Source organism: Psychrosphaera sp. (genome assembly GCF_982872775.1).
The window spans coordinates 1-18,127 of record NZ_CEYNSH010000028.1 but is presented as its reverse complement, the minus strand read 5'-3'; the positions used below and the strand labels follow the sequence as shown (position 1 = coordinate 18,127).

General features: G+C 40.1%; 11 protein-coding genes. 9 read left to right on the top strand and 2 right to left on the bottom strand.

The features are described from left to right. Window positions 1-68: 68 nt before the first annotated feature. From AC4E96_RS09530 to recD, 5 genes are all read left to right on the top strand, one after another. Entirely contained in the window at window positions 69-398 is a 330-nt protein-coding gene (locus tag AC4E96_RS09530; RefSeq protein ID WP_490255650.1) for a DUF6122 family protein, read from the top strand. Window positions 399-590: 192 nt separating this feature from the next. Continuing rightward, window positions 591-911, top strand: a complete 321-nt coding sequence (locus AC4E96_RS09525) for a hypothetical protein (protein ID WP_488032258.1) — start codon at window positions 591-593, stop codon at window positions 909-911. 78 nt (window positions 912-989) lie between these two features. Then, window positions 990-4,667 carry an exodeoxyribonuclease V subunit gamma gene (gene recC / locus AC4E96_RS09520; protein WP_490255649.1) on the top strand — a complete coding sequence of 1,226 codons (3,678 nt, stop codon included), beginning with the start codon at window positions 990-992 and terminating at the stop codon, window positions 4,665-4,667. Further along, window positions 4,668-8,816 (top strand): UvrD-helicase domain-containing protein, encoded by a 4,149-nt coding sequence (locus AC4E96_RS09515; RefSeq protein ID WP_490255648.1) that lies wholly within the window; start codon window positions 4,668-4,670, stop codon window positions 8,814-8,816. It begins immediately after the preceding gene. Further along, window positions 8,806-10,950, top strand: coding sequence for an exodeoxyribonuclease V subunit alpha (gene recD, locus AC4E96_RS09510; RefSeq protein ID WP_490255647.1), 2,145 nt, complete (start codon window positions 8,806-8,808; stop codon window positions 10,948-10,950). Before AC4E96_RS09515 ends, recD begins: the two co-directional genes overlap by 11 nt. A gap of 256 nt (window positions 10,951-11,206) precedes the next feature. Here the strand turns inward: recD and AC4E96_RS09505 are convergent, their stop codons facing one another. Further along, entirely contained in the window at window positions 11,207-12,184 is a 978-nt protein-coding gene (locus tag AC4E96_RS09505) for a pentapeptide repeat-containing protein (RefSeq protein WP_490255646.1), read from the bottom strand. A gap of 292 nt (window positions 12,185-12,476) precedes the next feature. Between AC4E96_RS09505 and AC4E96_RS09500 the strand changes: the two genes are divergently transcribed. Beyond that, the gene (locus tag AC4E96_RS09500; protein WP_490255645.1) at window positions 12,477-13,499 is read left to right on the top strand and encodes a pirin family protein; all 1,023 of its coding nucleotides are present in this window, start codon (window positions 12,477-12,479) and stop codon (window positions 13,497-13,499) included. A gap of 97 nt (window positions 13,500-13,596) precedes the next feature. Next, the gene (locus tag AC4E96_RS09495) at window positions 13,597-15,585 is read left to right on the top strand and encodes a metallophosphoesterase family protein (RefSeq protein WP_490255644.1); all 1,989 of its coding nucleotides are present in this window, start codon (window positions 13,597-13,599) and stop codon (window positions 15,583-15,585) included. A gap of 143 nt (window positions 15,586-15,728) precedes the next feature. Here AC4E96_RS09495 and AC4E96_RS09490 read toward each other — a convergent pair whose 3' ends face one another. Continuing rightward, complete coding sequence (locus tag AC4E96_RS09490; RefSeq protein ID WP_488032264.1) at window positions 15,729-16,913, bottom strand: class I SAM-dependent methyltransferase; 1,185 nt, start codon at window positions 16,911-16,913, stop codon at window positions 15,729-15,731. Between the two features lie 199 nt (window positions 16,914-17,112). Here AC4E96_RS09490 and AC4E96_RS09485 point away from each other — a divergent pair, with 199 nt between their 5' ends. Continuing rightward, window positions 17,113-17,733, top strand: a complete 621-nt coding sequence (locus tag AC4E96_RS09485; RefSeq protein WP_488032265.1) for an HvfX family Cu-binding RiPP maturation protein — start codon at window positions 17,113-17,115, stop codon at window positions 17,731-17,733. A gap of 183 nt (window positions 17,734-17,916) precedes the next feature. Then, a partial coding sequence (locus AC4E96_RS09480; RefSeq protein WP_490255643.1) for a nitroreductase family protein occupies window positions 17,917-18,127 on the top strand: 211 nt, incomplete at its 3' end.

Below are 18,127 nucleotides of genomic sequence, written 5' to 3'. Positions count from 1 at the left end.
CAAATCTATTGGGCATTCAAAAGTTGTCAGTTAGAATATAGGCCATTGTTATTCTCGCCTTTGTTGTTTTGGAGTTGGTCATCTTTCATCTATTTTTACATTTTCTAGTACCATTATGTGTCGCATTTTTGTTTTATCGTAACACTTGGTTAAAAGCGTTAGTGGTTATGCTATTAACAATGATTGTTGACATCGACCATTTGGTAGCCACACCAATCTATGACCCTTTGCGTTGCAGTATTAATTTTCATCCATTTCATACTTTTCCTTTTATTGCTTTGTACATCGTGCTTTTGTTCTGGCCAAAAACAAGGTTAGTAGGAATAGGGTTGCTGATACACATGGCTTTAGACAGCATTGATTGTTTTCAAAATGTTGGTGTTTGGTATACAAGCTAACGATTTGGCCTAAATTGCGCTATACCTACATAAACACCTGTTTATGTTTGGCTTGGCGTTCATAACGTGTGTACAAAATAGCTACACAGCAAAAATAAACTGGTTGTTTTTATTCATTAAGACTTTTAAATTGGAAACTATCAGAATAAATAGAGATTTCTGGTTTTTGCAGGGCATATAGGTACGGTAAAAATGTCGAATAAAGTGCTAGTTACAGTAAGAGTTGAACCTGGGTCGCTAGGACCAGATGGGGCTGATCATATTGAGTCTTATTGTAAATTAGCTCAGTGTTATTTTGACAAACACCAAAGCGAATTTCTCGACTGGAATATCGTTCCCCGTTATGACAAAACTCTGGCAGAGATTGACTACTCTTATGGCGACAGGTTATTGAGTGAGAATCAAGCTGGCAAGATGCTTGATGTTATAGGCAAAGATTTCGACCAAATGGACGCAGAAGTGATGGAACATATCGCTACACTAATCGACAAGTATTTGGGACACCAGTACTAAGTCTTTTTGTTCAAATTTTCGAAACCCTCATTTTACATTCAGTCATAACCTACAACAAAAATAATTTTAAAGGTTCTAATGGACGCGACTAAATTTAATGTTTTTCAATCCAATCATTTAGATGTACTAGCAACCGTTTTAGCAGAGCAACTACGTTTACCTATTGATAGTAATCCATTTAAAGAAGAAGTCATATTGGTACAAAGTCCCGGTATGTCAGAGTGGCTCAAAATTAATATTGCTCAAAAGCTTGGAATAGCAGCCAATCTAAACTTTCCTTTGCCAAGTAGCTTTATTTGGAATTTATATAAAACATTAATTCCTGATGTACCAGAATCTTCCGTCTTTAATAAAGATCGATTGCGTTGGCACATTAATAGAGTGCTTGTCGAGCATGTCGACAAACCAGAATTTGCCAGTATCAAAGAATACCTAAATGTAACCGATACAGAGAAAGCGGTAGGGCAGGACTTTGTTGAGCTAAAGAAGTTTAAACTAAGTGAAAAAATCGCCGATGCCTACGACAACTATTTAATGTATCGACCAGAGTGGTTAGAGCATTGGGAAACAGGTGCCAATGATTTACCTAATAACGATGATATTGGCCACCAACAGTGGCAAGCAATATTGTGGCGTTCTCTTAATGCTCGTATTAATGACTTGGGTATTAATTCTCACAACCGCCACACCCTACACCAAACACTATTGGAAAAGCTGAGTCAGCCAATCCCACCAGAGTTTTTGAATGCAATGCCATCAAGGCTTTTTATTTTTGGTATCTCTAGTATCCCTACACACCAACTTGATGTTTTTGAAGCGCTTTCTAGACACATCAGTGTAGATGTTTTATGGCTCAATCCTTGCCAGTATTATTGGGGCGATATTTTAAGTGAAAAAACCAAGGCAAGAATAAGTAAACAAAGGCTCGAACTAATGGAACAGGGCGAAGCGTCTTATTTCGTTTCAGGGAACCCGCTATTGGCTAGCTGGGGAAAAATAGGCCGGGACTATCTTGACGCTTTGTCAGAGCGAGATGTTTCATTCAATGATTTGTTTTATCCAAGACCTGAGGAGACGTTACTAAGTCACGTACAGCAGGATATTTTTGATCTAAAGTACCGTCAGTCACAGGAACCACTAGATATTAAGGCATTGAACCGACATACCGGAAAACGCCTATTAAGAGAAGATGGTTCTATTAAAATTCATAATTGCCACAGTAGATTGAGGGAGTTAGAGGTCCTAAAAGATGAGCTCCTTAATGCGTTCGAACAAGATCCAGAGCTAATGCCAAAAGATGTGTTGGTAATGGTTCCTGACATCAATGATTATGCCCCCTTCATTGATTCTGTATTTGGTAAAAACCTGCAAGCAGCTGAAACATTTATGCCTTATGCGATATCGGACCGTTCTGGACTGCAGGAAAATCCGATCCTAAATACATTTGTTTCAATAATTGGTTTACCTATTGCGCGCTTTAAATCTTCAGACGTAATGGATTGGCTTACCGTACCGGTGATTATGCGTGCGTTTGATATTGATATGGTGGAGTTAGAGGAAATTAAAGCATGGGTCAATGAAACTCATATCAAATGGTCTATTGACGGTAAGCAAAAGGAAAAATGGAACCTACCAACAGACGATATCAATACCTGGTTATTTGGGTTAAAACGTATGATGTTGGGCGTTAGCAGTGGCAATCAATCTAACTGGCAAAATATTCCTAGTTTCGATGCGATTGAAGGGCTCAAGGCGAATACGTTGGCTAAGTTAGTGGCTTACGTGAGCTATTTGGTAAATCTAAAGACGGTTTTTGAACAAAAAGCGACGGCCAGTCAATGGCAGCAACGATTGATACAGCTCATTGAAGACTTATTTGAGGGGCACAGCTTAACCGCAAAGCGGTCTAATGGCATTCAAAATAATTATCAAAGTGCTGATCAAGATATCCAACCATACGTTTTGCAGCAGTTACGCGATAGTGTAAAAACATTAAACGAATATCAGACAAACAAAGATGAAACTAACCCTATTAATGCGGTAGTCGTTCAACAAGTTATTGGTCAAACACTTAATCAAACCGGTGTATCACAAAGGTTTTTAGCAGGTAGGATTAACTTTTGTACATTAATGCCGATGCGCTCGGTACCCTTTAAAGTAATAAATATCTTAGGTTTAAATGATGGTGAATTTCCTCGTCATGTCGAGCCACTCAGCTTTGATCTCGTTAATCAAAACAAGCCAAGAAAGGGCGATCGCTCGAGAAAGCTTGATGAGAGATATCTTTTCTTAGAGGCGGTATGTTCCGCTTCAGACAAACTGCATCTTAGTTACGTTGGTCAATCCGACAAAAATAACCAAGCTCAAGCGCCGTCATTGTTACTCGCCGAACTGTTAGATTATATAGGTGACAGTTTTGTTATTGATGAAAAATGGCTAGATGACAAATCAGAAAATGTAATAGACGATGAGGACTCCCTTGCCCAGTCTGCACGCGTTAAAAAGAAGCTCGTGGTCAAACACAAGCTTCAACCGTATAATGAAGTCTACTTTGCTGAGGAAAACCCAAACGGAATTAATAGGACATTTGAAAAGCAATGGCTTGAGGTCGCGAACCGCTTAAACTATTCTGACTCGAATAGCCCAACATCAAATGCTAAGGGTACTGCGTTAAAGGTCAACTCAAACGATGCAACTACAACGTTAGAGCAAGCATTAGAAAGCACTTCGGTCGATGTTCAAGAGCTGATAAGTTTTGCCAAAAATCCTGTTAAGTACTTCTACCGCCAACTTTTGGGTATAAACTTACAACTAGATGAACAAAACCATGATGATGTAGAGCCTTTTGAACATTCTGGGCTGACTAAGTATCAATTTGTCGAATCACTCGTCAAAACCCAAGAAGAAACAGAACGAGCGGCGATGCAATGGCAGTCGTTGCATTCTGGTGTATTTCCTTCAGGTCGTTGGGGAAGTTCGTTATTCAACCAATACCAAAATCAAGCAGATAGCCTAGTTGAGAAGCATCAGTTACTAAGTGAGGTCGCACTTTCTAGCTCTGACAATTTATCCGTCTATCAAAGTGGGGAACAAGTTTTTAAATTTAGTTTATCTGTGCCCAACAAAGAACGAGAAAGACACGCAGGGCATGAGCTAGAACTCTCCGGGCAATACAAGCTACACGACGGTGTACTTATTATAAATAGGCTTCATAAAGAGATTCGCTACGAAGATGAAGTTGAAGGTTGGATTTATCATCTGATCCGCACCGTAAATAAACAGCCAGGTGCGACCGTAATCTGTTCTTTGAAGCCAAATAACTTTGTTGCGTTTGAGCCTATCGAATTCAGCGACGCGCTAGAACAACTCAGTCTTTGGGTTGGAAAATGGTATAACTTGACCGCCAAACAACGTTATTTTAATTGGTCGGGACCGCTGGCAAAACAATATCTTAAGTTTATGGATAAAGGGGCAGATGAAGACGCTAGTCGCCAACAAACGGTCTTAGAACTGCAAAAAATGACGCAGCCAATCAATGGTATTCCTGTCGATCCGTACAAAGAAAAGTTTGTAACTCATGCCTTTGACACTGAACAGACAAGCCAAGCGTTACCTGACGAATTTTATGAGACGAGTAAAGCGTTAGTAATGCCTCTAAACGATTCATTGATTACGTTAAAGCGTAAAGACCTAGCGTCTTACATGGACCGCGCCGTATTAGCAGCCGTTTCGTTAAAAGCTAAGGAGAGTGTGTAAATGCAAAGACTTGACCCATTAGCGCTACCATTAAATCAAAGCGCATTAATAGAAGCGAGTGCAGGGACTGGCAAGACCTACACGATTACCACTCTATATTTAAGGGCGGTCCTGGGCCTTATCGATGGCGCAAACGCGATGTGTGAGGACAGCCTCAGTAATGGTAGGCTTATAAATGGAGACAATGTTCAGACGTTAGGTGTCGATCAAATACTCGTTGTAACGTTCACGGAAGCTGCGACCCAAGAACTAAAAGAACGTATTCGCGATCGCCTAAAAGAAGCCCAAAAAACAATTATGATGTGGTGGGAACACTACCAAAACGCCTTTGATGACGAAAATGACGTCATTTTACCGCTGCCAAGTATTTCTAATATTGACCCTATGGTACAAAAAGTCGTAGAAAAGGCGTGTATCAAATATTCCAATGTTGATGCCTCTTCAAGTCATGTACAAAAAATATCAGAACATGCCGTTTTGACTGTTTATCATTTGATTCAAAATGCCATTACACTGATTGATGAAGCAGCAATATTTACCATCCATGGCTTTTGTCAACGCATACTCAACCAATTTGCCTTTGAAACCCAAATGGGCTTTGAGCAGTCTTTTGATTTGGACAATAACCAATTCGTGAATCAAGCTCTGCATGACTTCTGGCGACGATATGCGACTTGTTTAGTGGATGAAGAGTTTCAATTGTTCGAATCGTTTTGGAAAAACCCATCAACATTGCAAAAAGAGTTAGCGCCATTATTAGACAAGCAAGTGACGATTACCCCTGTAATCGACGAACGTGAATATCGCTCCCGCCTAAAAAATTACAAAGTCGCAATAAAAGGGCTTTGGGAAGCATTACGCTCAAGTGATTTTATAGAGGTAGTACTAAACAGTGGCATAAAGAAAAGCGTTAAAGCATTCAAAAATATTGATGAAATCAGTCAGTTTGCACAAGCACCACTTGGTGAGTACGTATTGTCTAAAGAGACACTCGAGTTATATACAACTCATGAGTTAATTGATAACGCTAAATATTCTGCCAAGGGAAAGCCTATTGATCATCCTATTACGTTAAAGTTTGATCGTGCTTTTGAACAGATGGAAAGAGCTTTTTCACCAGAAGTTCGTGGTTATTGGCTCTTACTTGCAAAACAATACATTGAGGCGAGCGCACGTTCTATTAAACACGAGCAACAAGTACTTACACCGGATGATTTATTGATTAAGTTATCTGATGCTCTTAGACACGACACGAATGTATTGCGATCAGCGATATGCCAAAAATACCCGTTGGCATTTATCGATGAATTTCAGGATACAGACCCGATTCAATATACTATTTTTCATTCTATTTATGGGCACGACAATACACTAGATGACGAATCTTCATCTAATACCAAGCGAATAGAAGCTGACGAAAGCCATTTGGACGATCAACCGTCGATGGTCAGCTTTTCTCCCACTATGGTAATGATTGGCGATCCCAAACAAGCGATTTATAAGTTTAGAGGCGCTGACATCAATACCTATATTAGGGCCAAAACGAATCTTGATGAAAGCCAACATTATACATTGGCAAAGAATTATCGCTCAGACCCACGTTTGATACATTCGGTTAATCACTTATTTAGTCAATCAAAAAACGAGTTCGAAAGCGAACAAATCCCATTTATTCCGGTTGATGCAGGCAGAGAATCTGACCGTACACTTGTTTGTTTGAATAAGCCTGAGCAAGTCGCCCCCGTACTGTTAGTTAATCACATAACACCAAACCAAGAAGAAGGCGACGATTTGGTGGGGTTGGCGTTTAGTGAAACCGTATTGACACTCGCTCGGCAAACCGCCTTAGACATCAAAAAAATGTTGTTACCAGCAGAACAATCTAGTTATGTTTTTAAATCAGCAGGTAACCAAATCAAGCCTATACAAGGCAAAGATATTGCTGTTTTAGTAAGAAACCGTAATCAAGCTGCCATGGTGAAAAAATCTTTAGCAGCGTTAAATGTTAAATCGGTTTATTTAAGTCAGGACAATGTTTTCGACTCTGAATTGGCCAGAGATCTTGTCAGGGTCCTTGAAGCGATAAATTTACCTAGTAGCGATAAAAAGATAAAAGCGGCCACTGCAACCTTGTTTTTTGGTTATGCGCCTGAAGAACTGTTGTCAATACAAGCAAATGAGCAAATTTGGTATCGTCATATTGTTGCGTTCTTTAACGCAAATGAACACTGGCAAGAAGGCAATGTCACCGCAGCTTTAGACTGCATTTTACGGTTTGCTAACTCTATGATGGTCTGGCAAAAAAGCGACGCCGATTTTGAACGAACCATTACAGATTACCGTCACCTCGTACAGTTACTACAAGCGCAATCTGCAGTATTGGCGGGTCATGAAAAATTGTTAATTTGGGCGCGTAACGCAATCAACGAAAATGACAAAAATGAAGCGCTAACGCTGCGACTTGAGTCTGATAGCGACTTGGTAAAGATCGTCACTATGCATAGCTCAAAGGGCCTCGAATATCCCATTGTGTTCGTACCCTTTGTGACCGAGTTTAAAAAAGAAGCGAATGCACTTTATTACTCTGCGGAGGATGAAAAACTTTGCTATCGAGTCGACAAACGGGACTCAGAGCTCCAAAAGGCAGAAAAGGAACGATTAGCAGAGGATATTCGCTTGCTGTATGTGGCGTTGACACGTGCTAAATATCAGTTGCACCTTGGCTTGTTTAATCGTATTGACAAGAAAGGCATGAATAAATCCAGCGTTTTCCTCTCCGCATTTGGGCGTCTGGTATTAGGCGATAACCTAGACTCGCTGTCCGACATTGAATGGCAACAAGCCGTGATTGATTATATTCAGCCGTTGATTGAAAGTGATCACGCGCGGTTTAATGTTTTTAATTCGTTTGATGTAAATAATGATTACGCCAAACAACTTAATCAGGCAAACCATACAACTGAGTTAGACGGTCGAGCTAATAATGATTCTAGTTTATTAGCGACAAGCGAGTTTAATGGAAAGATAGACAATACATGGTCGATTTTGAGCTTCTCAGCACTCGCACATTCAGAAACGTCAAATCATCATTCAAGCCACAATGATCAAGCTAACAAAAACACCGAGCATTGGCTTCCAGGTGTGTCTGATGAACCATTGGCCGATGGCGAGATGTCTTTATTAAAGACGTCGGCCTCTGTGATGGAAGAGGATAAGCGAGAAGACTTTATGATGTCTTTTAGGTTCTTATTCCCAAAAGGAGCGAATGCAGGCAGTTGCTTGCACCAAATGTTTGAGCACTTGGATTTTCAACAGCCCGTACTCAATCAAGCAACGGTATTAATAGACGCCATAACAAAATATGGCTTAGCCCAATCGCTTATAGAAATTGCTAAATCATCAGGAACTAGTGAACAGGGATTTGAATTTAACGACATCGACAATGAAATAAACGAGCGTTTATCAAGCCTCTCAGGTGACGATAAATTAGCGTTTAGGTCAAGTCTAAATGCGTTGTGTTCGTGGCTGCAAAAAATAATAGAAACCCCAATGTTGGCAGACACAACAGCGACGCCTGACCCCAATTATTCGGCAGGTGGTGCGTGGTCATTATCTGACCTGAGCCAAGAGATGCGACTCGATGAAATGGAGTTTTATTTTGAGGTAAAACGATTAACCAGTGTTGATATTAGTAACGCGTTACAATTATCCGGTTTCGAAAATGTACATTATAACAATGAGTTGTTGTCCGGTGATGGCTTGCGAGGTTTGATTAAGGGGTATATAGATTTAACTTGTTACGTCGACGGTAAGTTTTATGTTCTTGACTATAAATCTAATTACTTAGGGTCAAAACAAGAAGACTATCAGCTCGAGCAATTAAAAATTAGCATGTCCGATCACAATTACTATTTACAGTTACTTATTTACAGTTACGCATTACATAAATGGTTGTTAGCCAAAATGCCAAATTATAATTATGAAGCTCATTTTGGTGGTGGCATTTATATGTACTTGCGCGGTGCAGGTAGCAATAGGTCTGGTCTAAATGACGGTATTTTTAATCATCGAGTACCATTAGAGGCGTTAGAATATTTAGATAACGCGTTACTAAATGATAAGGAATTGGAGGGACAAAATGGAGTTTGAAACACCATCAGTCTTTAGTTTATCAGTAGAGGCTATACGTAAAATAGACACTGATAGCACTGCAGAAGAAGAGTTAGTTAAATATTCAGGTACCGAATATACGCCCCCAATAAAAGGCATAGTCGGTTGGCTAAACCACAACAAAATGGTTGGGATGATCACCGAATTAGAATATCAGTTTGCGTGTTTTGTTATTTTCGAAGAGGCGAAAGCAACAAAAGATAAGACAAGTCCTAAGGAGGAAAACTTCAACTTACTTGGCTTCTTGGCAACGCTTTTAATCAAAAGAATTAACGAGCAAAGTACTTGTTTGGACCTTACAGAAACAAGCTTGTTAAAGGAATGGTCAGAACGTTTTGAAAATCCAAAAAGTATAGAGTTACCTTTGCAGGCGGAATGGAAAAAGCTTCTTTTAAACTTTACTGCATGTCATTCACAAGGGCCTTTGTTACTAGATGGCCAATTATTATTTTTAACCAGAAATTACCGTCATGAAGAAAAGCTAGCAAGATACTTTAAGCGCCAAGGGCAAATTAGTCCTGCACTTGGTTTTATAAACGCAGACCTTGTGAACGCCTCGTTACAGAATACATTAACTGAAGAGTGCGAAAGCCCAGACAACTTTGATTGGCAACTTCATGCGGTTCACAATAGCTTGCTACATCGTTTCAGCATCATTACAGGTGGGCCAGGTACGGGTAAAACAACCACTGTTATCAATTTGTTAGCCAAAATAATTGAACATTACTTAGCTCTACCTCCAGCAGTAACCTCAGCAAACCCAATAAAAATTGCGTTAGCGGCGCCAACAGGTAAAGCCGCGTTAAGGCTAACCGAATCATTGCTCAATGGGTTGGAAAGGCTACCTTTGGACTCTAACATCAAAACTAAGATACCAACGGAAGCAACGACGATTCATCGTCTATTAAAGCCGAGAGGGTCTGGGTTCTTCTTTAATGAAACGAATACGCTACCACTAGATGTATTGATTTTAGATGAAGCCTCTATGGTCGATATCACCATGATGAGCCATTTAGTGAGTGCGCTGTCCCCAACCACGCAGCTGGTTTTACTTGGTGATGAGCAACAGTTAGCCTCAGTTGAAGCCGGTAATATATTGGCAGAATTGTGTTCTCCACTTACGAATCTGACTCTTCATCAACAATCACAAGTCCTAAACTTAACGAAACTTAAAAAAAGCTATCGTTTTGATATTCATGGAGGCATCGGGCAGTTATCTAACGCGGTAATAAATAGCGATATTAGCAATGTGATAAAAATTCTGATCGACGCGGTAATAACACGTGAAGCGTTCGAAAAAAGTTTTAGCGATGATGAAAACCCCGTCCTTAGTATGCTGCCAAGTAAAACCATTTCTATTGAACAATTGATAAGTAGCCTTGTTGACCATTTTGCTGGCATTTGTGAGCGGGCAAGTAATCTTATTGTCGATGAAACAGAAAATAAAACATCCACAGCTATTGATTTGGATAAGAACACGTTACATGACTTAAACCATGACAATACCAATAATGGCAGCGATGCCGTTATGCGAGAACACATGGCGATAAAGCGTTTGTTTAAACAACTGAGTTTGTTCCAAATATTGGCTTGTGTAAGAGATGGCGATCAAGGGGTGGATGGAATCAACGCTAAATTTGAAGCGATGTTAGCCTATCGGGGATTACGCTCTATAGGGGATAGACACTTTCCGGGAAGGCCTATTCTAATTACAGAAAATGCTTACCACCTTGGTCTATTTAATGGTGATATTGGTATTCAAGCGGTTGACCCCGAAACGAATAAAGTCGTGAGTTACTTTATCGATGCTAAAGGCAACGTAAAGAAAATGTTTAATCAACGCCTTCCGCAGCACGAAAGTGTTTATGCAATGACCGTCCATAAGAGCCAAGGCTCTGAGTTTAATCACACGCTGTTGGTATTGCCTGAAGAAGGAAAAGGGAGTCGCCTCTTATCTCGCGAGCTTCTGTACACAGCCATTACACGTGCTCGTTCACGATTTTCATTATTTGGTCATTCAAATGTGGTAAAACAAATGGTCACAACGAAAACCAGTCGGGTTTCTGGACTCCGGATGTTAATGGAAAAGGAAATCGCCCAGGAAAATACCTAACCACGACGAGAAGCGTTCGTCACTCTATAAGCCTTTATAGATGGCTTTTCAAAAGGGTTGAGGTGCAAAAAAAGGCCAGCAGGGTGCTGGCCCGTCCAAATACTGGAACTTAAATAATGAAGAAATGATATTAAACACGGTCTCAAGATGTTCAATACCATCCAACACAATAGACCTTATAAAGGAAAAAAAGTTTCAAAAAAAGTTATTTTTTGTCAAGTGATTGTTTTTTGCTCAAAATGTGGAAAAAACTGGACTAACGACTGGACTTTTTGACAAAAACAACGACATACAGTGCTAAAGCAAAGCTACCAATAAACGCTTCAATTGTGGCAACGAGCCGTGCAAAACCATGTGGATGAATATCACCATATCCCAATGTGGTGAAGGTTACGACGCTAAAATAAATGGCACTGCCCAAATCTTGTAAATTTTTGAAAGTACTGTGATTCGGATCGAATTTAATTATCCCATCTGCCGAGTCGACGCCTAAAAAGAAAAACATTAACGCTGATATCAATATGAGACCCATCGAAAATATGATGACATTCATTGGCTTTTCACCATATCCACAGAACAAATCTACCAATTTGAGCATGATCCGCTCCATGGAAAACTTTTTCCTTTGTTTTCGTTGCATCGTTAATTCTTTATACGCGAGTTTACCTGCTAATTTTGTTAAGCCATCGTCATCTGCTGCTTTTCTCAATGCTCGATAGATCTCTTCAGATTGTTCATAAAAATCGACTGCTTTTTCACGCTCACCGCGAAGCTCAGCGCGTTTGGCGACGGCTTCTTGTTGGACATATTGGCCTAGTTTTACATTATCCATTCGCGCATTTGTTAACTTGACGCCAAGTAAATTACAGTTATGTAAATTCGCACAGTGCAAGTTAGCTTCACTTAACTTAGCCTTCATTAAAGATGCGCCTTCTAAATCGGCGTTAAAAAGGTGAGCATTCGACATGTTTGCGCGATAGAAGTCGCTGTGTTTTAAATCATAACCGGTTTTGTGGCCATGCTTGACTAAGTTCACATTCGAAAGGTTGGCCCTTGCTAATTTTAAGCCTTGTAAAAGTGCACCGGATTTGGCGTGTTCTTCTAATCGTTGAGACAAATCCATATTAGACTTGTCAATATCTGGGTCGTGCCAAAAACAAAACCCAGACCCCAGATCTTCTTCTTCGCAACACTGTCCGTCATAAGACTTATATTTGCACTTCTTTATTGCCATAAAAATTCATACTCAAATAATGAAAACCAAGTCAGCATCGTAAAACTCAGTAAAAACGGTCATATAATCAATAAACGTAGCGTTTAAATTCGTATACATTTTTAAAGCATAGTTAACGATTAATGCCATGCCAAACATGATTTGAAATAGGGTTGCAGAATGACGCGCAGTGCGCTGTGTTGATTTTATTCGTTCTATTATTTCGAAAGTAATAGTCTAAATACAGCAATATTCATTAGCATTATAGAATGTATACTCGTAAGAACTTAATTAAAAAGAAGGCGCTTTTACAATGAACGCGACTAAAAACAAGAAATTAAACGTCAACGGCCCCTTAAAAGAAGTGTTTAAGGTTTTACCTGGCATGCCAACATCTGATGGTGCAGGCGTTAAACTAACGAGAGCATTAGGTCAGGGCGGGCTAAAGAATATAGACCCGTTTTTAATGTTAGATGAAATACGCTCTGATGTAGCCGATGATTACATAGCAGGTTTCCCGCCACATCCACATAAGGGTTTTGAAACGCTTACCTATATGATCCAAGGAAGTATGGAACACAACGACTCTACAGGAGGAAGTGGGCTTATTAGCTCAGGTGGTGTGCAGTATATGACTGCTGGTAAAGGCATTATTCATTCTGAAACCCCCAAACAAGATAGCGGATTGATGTTTGGATTTCAGTTGTGGATAAATTTGGCGGCAAAAGATAAATTACAAGAGCCTAACTACGTAGACATACCGCCTGAACAAATTGAAGTTGTGAAAGATAGGGGAGCACGGGTTAAAGTCATTGCAGGTCAACTTGATGCCCAACAGTTAACCTTTGCAGACGTGAACGATGAAGGTCGAATCAAAGAAAACCTCGCGTCTAGTCAGTCATCAACGAATTATGCTCTTAGTGATGTGAGAAAGCTTAGTTCCAAAGCAGGGCCAGTGAAAAGAGAGGACATTAATATGCAAATGTATGACGTCTCTTTGGTGGGCTCTGAAGCCCTAACCCTATCTTTTGATAAATTGAGTCAGGGATTTATCTACGTATATCAAGGAGCGGTTGAAATAAACGGCAAAGTAATTAATGAAAAACAAATAGTCGGCTTAAGGCCAAGCGATACAACTGGTTTGGATCCAGTTGGGAATGAGGTAAAGGAATCTGTCCTCTTATCTAAAATTAAGGCTGATGATGAGGTTGGGCTCTTAGTTCTGATGGGCAACCCAATCAACGAACCTATTGTTCAATATGGACCTTTTGTTATGAATACGATGAAAGAAATCGATGTCGCTTTGAAGGATTATCAATCGGGAAATTTTGTTTGATCCAAACCATTTGTTACATCAATAATCTTGAATATTAAGAGATTACACGGGATAGTATTAGCATTAATTACGTCAATTACAAAAAAAGAAGTGACTAATGCAGGAGCAAAAAGACGACTCCACATTTTCAAAGGTGGAGACTAATAGTCCTGAGACAAGCAGTGTAAGCTTGGAAGATTTAGACGGCCCAGTTATTTGTGGGCCTTTTCTTAGGCTAGTTGATTCCTCACAGATAAATGTTTGGTTTGTATCAACAAAACAGCTAGAAGTAGCGGTTAATGTATATGAAAATCCCACTGACCAAGACGCCGCTCAATTGTTGGTCCAACAATCTGTCGATTGTGTCGAGTTAGGAAAACACTGTTTTGTTTATTTAGTAACGGTTAAGCCGTTATCACCCGCCTGTACTGAAAACGAATATGACGTAGCTAAACCGATTAATTGGCAAAACAATGTAGAATACGGTTACGATATTGCAATAGACAATGATGTGGTTATTGAGCCCCACAGTTTGATTACAGGTTTTTGTCGCTATTCATTCCATATCCGTTCGCAAATTAGAAGTGTTATTCAAGGCTCGTGCAGAAAACCTGATCACCCCAGCGTAGATGCGTTTAATGGCATTGCAGAGTCGTTTAACGACAACCCTAGTCAGCGTGCCGACTACCTTTTAATGACGGGTGATCAAATTTATGCGGATGATGTCGCTGCACCTATGTTGGTTGCGGTACAGACACTGGCAAAAAGATTAGGGCTCTATACGGCATTAGATGACTTAGGTGATTTGACACCGGCTGAGTTAAGTTGGACTAATTCAATTAATGAAAGAAGCACGTTATTACCAAAGAAAGACATGCAAAGCCGCTGGAAAAACTTTTGGTATGGCAGCGAAATAATATCGGCGCGTTATCACGATAATCATCTAATCGGCCTAAACGAGTTTTTTGCCTGTTATTTATTAACCTGGTCCAGTAAAGCTTGGAAGTTAGTCGAAGACGCTGTCTATGACGCTCAAGATTTTGTTGCTCAAAAGAATCAGTATGCGTTTGATAAAGATTGGCAAAACTTACGTGGCTTTATAGCAACGTTACCTGATTTTGAATTGGTATTGGCCAACGTTCCTACGTTAATGATCTTTGATGATCACGATGTGACCGATGATTGGAATTTAAGTGCCGACTGGGAGGAGCACATCTATGGGCATGAGTTAACGCGTAACATGATCAAAAATGCGTTGTTATCCTATGCAGTATTTCAAAGTTGGGGCAATGCGCCAGAGAAAAACAAAGGGTTGATAGAGGCCATTAAAATGCAATCCGGCGCAACGGACTTTAGTAATAAAGCATTAGCAAAACAAATATTTGATTTTTCTGATTGGAATTATGAAGTCAACTCAACGCCACAAATTGTCGTACTCGATACCCGAACGCACCGGTGGAGAAGTGAAACTAATCCGAAAAACCCAAGCGGTCTAATGGACTTTCCGCATTTAGAAGAATTTGAACGCCATTTATTCAAAGCAGATGGCTCCATTTTAGTCGTATCACCAGCACCCGTTTTTGGCGTTAAGTCTATCGAAGTGGTTCAAAAACTATGTTCGATGGTTGGTAAAGAGTTGTTAGTCGACGTCGAAAACTGGATGGCGCATCAAGGTTCGGCGAAAAAATTAATGAATATGTTGAGACATGAAAATGCACCAGATGAAGTCATTATTATGTCAGGTGACGTTCATTATTCATTTTGCTTCTCTGCAGAACGACGCTTTAGTGATGTTGACGATAGAATTTGGCAGTTAACGTGCAGTGGTTTCAAAAACCAGTTCCCGCCTAAACTATTAAAGTTCTTTGACTATGTAGATAGGTTTTTATATTCCCCTCATAGTATTTTGAATATCTTTACCAAGCGTCGAAGATTGGAAATTGAACACCATCCACTTAAGGCCAAACAAAGTCGCTTTCGCTACCGAAATCTTCACACACAATCATCCGCTGGATTAGTGGAACTCGATGAAAAAGGGATGCTTTCAGGTTTTAGTCTAATTACAGCTGATAATCGACAATTGTATTTTGATTTAGAAGAGAGTTAGGACGACTTTAGGGGGATTTTATTTAGGGTTTATCAATTGGTATTAAACACTAAATTAAAGACAAACTTGCAGGTATTAATTACGTATTAAAATTAGCGAAAAAGTTAGCGCCCGTTCAGGCGCTAACGATACAAGACAGGTTCTTAGAAGACTTGGCAAACAAACCCTTTCAAATAGTAGCCTTCTGGGTAAGTACTCGAAATAACATGGTCTTGTGCTTGATGTAACTTTTGTACAAAGACAGCGTCACGATTCGCATCAAGGGCCGCATCTGCAACCACTTTTTGGAACAAATTACTTTCCATCAAACCACTACAAGAGAACGTCAATAAGTAGCCACCTGGGTTTAATAGCTCCATAGCAATGCGGTTGATGTCCTTATAGCCGCGACATGCCCCTGTAAGCTGTGCTTTTGATTCAGCAAACTTAGGTGGGTCCATGACGATAACATCAAAAGTAACACCATCTTCTTTATATTTACGTAAAAGCTTAAATACATCGCTTTTCTCAAAGTCGACTTTGCTCATGTCAAACGCGTTTAATTCTACGTTTCGCTTGGCAATGTCTAATGCATCTTGAGACATGTCAACATTTGTGACATGGCTTGCACCACCGCGAAGGGCGTAAAGGCCAAACGTACCCGTATAGCTAAAGCAATTCAAAACCTTCTTGTCCGCTACAAACTGTTCTAAAATTTGGCGGTTGTCACGTTGATCTAAGTAAAAACCTGTTTTGTGGCCTTTTTCTACATCAACATAAGCTTTGATCCCATTTTCTTCGATGACAACTTCGCTTGGTAATTCTCCATGGATAATACCACGAGCCTTTTTAATCCCTTCTTTACCACGTGCATCTGCATCAGAGCGTTCATAGATGTTGTGCGACGGAAACTTAACTCTTAGCGCAGCGATAAGGTTGTCTCTTTGATATTCTGCACCTGCACTCACAAGTTGTATAACAATCGTAGTGTCAAATACATCAACGGTTACGCCAGGTAGTCCATCAGACTCTGCTGCGAACAGTCGATACCCGGTTAGATTACCGTTTTTGATAATGCGGTCACGTATTGTATTCGCACGTTCAATTTTTGCTTCGAAAAACGCCTGGTCCACGTCTTGAGATTGGTCAAACGTCCAAACACGTGCTCTGATTTGAGAGTGCGGAGAATAAGCCGCTCGCGCCAGCCAATTCCCATCTGGATCTAAGACGTCAATCGTTTCACCAAGTTGAGGATTGTCGACGACTTTTTTAATTGCTTTTGAAAAAATCCATGGGTGTTTGCGATTCATCGCTTTGACGCGATCGCCGCGTAAAATAATAGCTGGCATTGTTTTATTACTCTTTAGCTTGGGGGAGGCGAATTCTAGTCTAATGTCCTAGCTTCGTCACCTAATTTTGAGAATACGACCTAACGATGGAGAAGATTTGTTGATATTTCTGCGAACTAAGGTCGACTACGTGAAATAAAAGATTAGCTCAACCTGTCTATTTTTGTATTGGTGGTCATAAATAAGTTAGGGCAAAAACATGGGTAGTTTTACAAAAATACAGGAAACGTATCGTTATATCGTTGGACATTTAAATTTATTGGAAGATATTCCATTGTTGTTAATAAGGCTCTACCTTGCCCCAGTGTTTATCCAAGCTGGATGGACAAAGTTAGTAAATTTTCAAGATACGGTGCAGTGGTTTGGAAATACTGAGTGGGGACTAGGGTTGCCAATACCAGAAATAATGGTGAGTTTAGCAGCCGGGGCTGAGTTTATTGGCGGTTGGTTCATATTATTCGGATTACTTACGCGAATTACCGCGATACCACTTATCGTTACCATGGCCGTTGCGGCATTGTCTGTTCATGCCAAAAATGGCTGGTTGGCTATTGCAGATAGTACAAGTTGGTTAGCTGATGGCACCATATTCTTTAATGAAAACGTGATGGCCTCGGCGGAAAAGAAACAGATGGCAGTATCGATACTGCAAGAGTATGGTAATTATGAATGGCTGACGAGTAGTGGCGCTTTTACGATTTTAAATAACGGGGTCGAATTCGCCGTAACTTACCTCATCATGACATTAGTATTACTGGTTTATGGAGGCGGCAAATGGACCAGTGTCGATGGCTGGGCCTCAAAGCTCATACGTACTTGACCTTCCTTTTTGGCAACATATTCAATACTACTCTGTGGGTAAAATAGCAGTCGTTGAAGTTATTTTCTGTATTCGTATGCATTGTAGAGAATGGCTTTAAGGCTGTGATACTATCAATCGTAGATAATTGAAACTTTTTACTATTACTCCATTTCGCGAGAATACAACCACATTAGAGGATATATGGACGCGTTAGAATTATTGCTAAGTCGTTCTTCGTTTAGCAAGTTAAAAGCCCCCGCGCCGGAAGGACAGGTTCTAGAAAACATAATTAAAGCAGGGCTGCGCGCCCCAGATCACGCCCATTTAAGTCCATACGAATTTATTATTTACCAAGGTGATGGATTACAAACCTTAGAAAAACTATTTGTCGAAACTGCAATAAAATATGACT

What these genes read in the sequence shown, in the direction of transcription:
- recD (WP_490255647.1), top strand. Translation starts at nt 8,806, where the DNA reads ATGGAGTTTGAAACACCATCAGTCTTTAGTTTATCAGTAGAGGCTATA.
- AC4E96_RS09505 (WP_490255646.1), bottom strand. Translation starts at nt 12,184, where the DNA reads ATGGCAATAAAGAAGTGCAAATATAAGTCTTATGACGGACAGTGTTGC.
- recC (WP_490255649.1), top strand. Translation starts at nt 990, where the DNA reads ATGGACGCGACTAAATTTAATGTTTTTCAATCCAATCATTTAGATGTA.
- AC4E96_RS09515 (WP_490255648.1), top strand. Translation starts at nt 4,668, where the DNA reads ATGCAAAGACTTGACCCATTAGCGCTACCATTAAATCAAAGCGCATTA.
- AC4E96_RS09485 (WP_488032265.1), top strand. Translation starts at nt 17,113, where the DNA reads ATGGGTAGTTTTACAAAAATACAGGAAACGTATCGTTATATCGTTGGA.
- AC4E96_RS09500 (WP_490255645.1), top strand. Translation starts at nt 12,477, where the DNA reads ATGAACGCGACTAAAAACAAGAAATTAAACGTCAACGGCCCCTTAAAA.
- AC4E96_RS09490 (WP_488032264.1), bottom strand. Translation starts at nt 16,913, where the DNA reads ATGCCAGCTATTATTTTACGCGGCGATCGCGTCAAAGCGATGAATCGC.
- AC4E96_RS09525 (WP_488032258.1), top strand. Translation starts at nt 591, where the DNA reads ATGTCGAATAAAGTGCTAGTTACAGTAAGAGTTGAACCTGGGTCGCTA.
- AC4E96_RS09495 (WP_490255644.1), top strand. Translation starts at nt 13,597, where the DNA reads ATGCAGGAGCAAAAAGACGACTCCACATTTTCAAAGGTGGAGACTAAT.